The following is a 2,080-nucleotide window of genomic DNA, read 5'->3' as shown; positions in this document are numbered from 1 at the left end:
ATTTTCCGATGGCAGCTGCCAAAGTACAGCCTGCGACAGTGGCGAAAAATTCGTCTTTCAATACACTTTACAAATATTGAATATCTACGGTTTAATACAAAGTCCATCATATTGTTTAACATCGGAAATTTTCTGATTTTCATCCAGGTAAATTTCCATGGTACAAAAGGTTATATCTTCTTTTAAAAAGATAGTTGTTTCATGTTTTGATATTAAAATAATACCATCTGGTTCAGATGACCAATCGAATGGAAAATAAAAAGTTACATTATTAGTAAAAAAAGGACGCAAGTATTCCTTACTACCATCACTCCTAATTAAGGTGATACTAGTGCGCTTACCTTCATTATAGTAAAAATATGTTACCTTAGGGTGGAGATTTTTATAAAAAAAACATAATAAAAAGATACATAAAACCATTAAAATTTTTTTATTCATAATCTATAACTTATTTTTACTTTCTAAACAAGTATGCCTTTTTCTTGCATCTGGCAATTCACAGAGAGATTTTTTATCTCTTCTTCCATCCCCGTTATTCGCCAATACTCAACCAACCCAAATATCAATATAAAGAAACCAAACCATTTCACTATTTTTTTCTTTTTCATAAACTTTGCCTATTATTTTAAAACTACTTCAATTGGGGATTGAAACAATATTATTTAAGGATAAAAATACCGGCAGATTCCCACCCGGCTTTTAAATAATTGAATCATATAAAATAATATAGATTAAATTTTTATTTATGGCATAGGTTATCAATAAATTTTGCTTCTATCCTATGGAAAATAGATGGGTTTATAGAAAAAGATTCTGCTTGAGCATATAGACCTAAATCGAATATACCTTCTTCATCTAAGTTCAAGTCTAATGGCATTCCTAGCCAAACTTCATTATAGAGATAATAAAAAGACAGCAATTTACCTTGGTCATCATATAAATAGATACCGGAGTTGAGGCCGTCTATGCTTAAAAAATTTCCTATACTATCAAGACAAACAACAATTTTTTTATTTTCACTTACGCTAAACCTTTCACATTGGTCTCCATCACTAGGAACTGGATAACTAGGTAAAGTCTTTTCTTTATAATGGCAATATGCGCTATATCTAAAATAAAAATAAGAAAAAATTATAGTTAACAAAATGGTTATTAAAGCAAATTTTTTAAACATGATTCCACTTTAAAAGAAGGTTGTCTTAAAAATCTTAGACGACCTTTACAAATATTGGATTGCCAATCTAAGCTACTCTTACAATGCTTTGGCACCACTATGTTTGAAACGACAGGACTAGTCTATTTTTCATAACTGCAAGCAACGGTGTTCATTTTCCATAGCAATTTGCTTTTTTCCACATTTTCTCCATTTATATCCAATTTGACTTGACAAATATCTTTAGCTTTCTTGCAAATTGGATATTCTTCTTCAGATTTACTGAAACAAACTACATTTCTTTCCGGTTCACTTATATCTTCTCCAAAAAATGAATATTCATGTCCAAATTCGAACCGTTCAGTATTCATTTCTTCATTTTCCGTTGCACTAAAAAATACTATATGCAGAAGATTATTAGTCATCATTTTGAAAACCAATGTTGAATTTTTTGGAATTTCTATATTTTGTCGCATAATTCTTTTTGTCATGTAGTATTCGTATTTTGCATCTCCATTAGAAGGGTAGTCATAATAATAGTGTACTTCAATTGGATAATCATTCTGATTATGTACTTTAATGTGGCGTACATTCTTATTTTCACACGAATACTTATCTCCATTTCCAATTAGCATCCACTCTTTATCTTCAGAAAGAAATCTCTTACACCATAACTCTTTTCCAGGTGTGTCAATCCAAGCATAAGAAAATAGCAATGCTAAAACAATAAAGGGAGAAAGAGCTATAAAAAATAAGATTTTTTTACTCATGGTCTTTAACTTTCTTTAATATTAATTTATCGTGATTTCGTTTTGGCTTTCCCTGATTATCCTTATGACAATTTTCTTTATGTAATATTTTTGCACCTTTAAATTTAGCCTTATCTGTCAGTAAGTAGCAACTGTATTTTTCACCCCGTCGGGCAAA

4 protein-coding genes are annotated in these 2,080 nt (G+C 30.0%); all 4 read right to left on the bottom strand.

Annotated elements, in window-relative coordinates; all coding sequences use genetic code 11:
• Positions 1–84: 84 nt before the first annotated feature.
• Entirely contained in the window at positions 85–438 is a 354-nt protein-coding gene (locus tag HMPREF3050_RS12990) for a hypothetical protein (RefSeq protein ID WP_070869974.1), read from the bottom strand.
• 23 nt (positions 439–461) lie between these two features.
• Positions 462–608 (bottom strand): hypothetical protein, encoded by a 147-nt coding sequence (locus HMPREF3050_RS14515; RefSeq protein ID WP_168166248.1) that lies wholly within the window; start codon positions 606–608, stop codon positions 462–464.
• 131 nt (positions 609–739) lie between these two features.
• Positions 740–1,174 carry a hypothetical protein gene (locus HMPREF3050_RS00815; RefSeq protein WP_049224086.1) on the bottom strand — a complete coding sequence of 145 codons (435 nt, stop codon included), beginning with the start codon at positions 1,172–1,174 and terminating at the stop codon, positions 740–742.
• 122 nt (positions 1,175–1,296) lie between these two features.
• A complete protein-coding gene (locus HMPREF3050_RS00810) occupies positions 1,297–1,923 on the bottom strand; it encodes a hypothetical protein (RefSeq protein WP_070773135.1) in 627 nt (208 codons plus the stop codon).
• Positions 1,924–2,080: the final 157 nt, after the last annotated feature.

Origin of the sequence: Neisseria sp. HMSC065D04 (assembly GCF_001815675.1) — a bacterium.
Taxonomy (GTDB): Bacteria; Pseudomonadota; Gammaproteobacteria; order Burkholderiales; family Neisseriaceae; genus Neisseria.
Note: the sequence above shows the minus strand (reverse complement) of the source record. Positions and strands in the feature narration are given on the sequence as shown.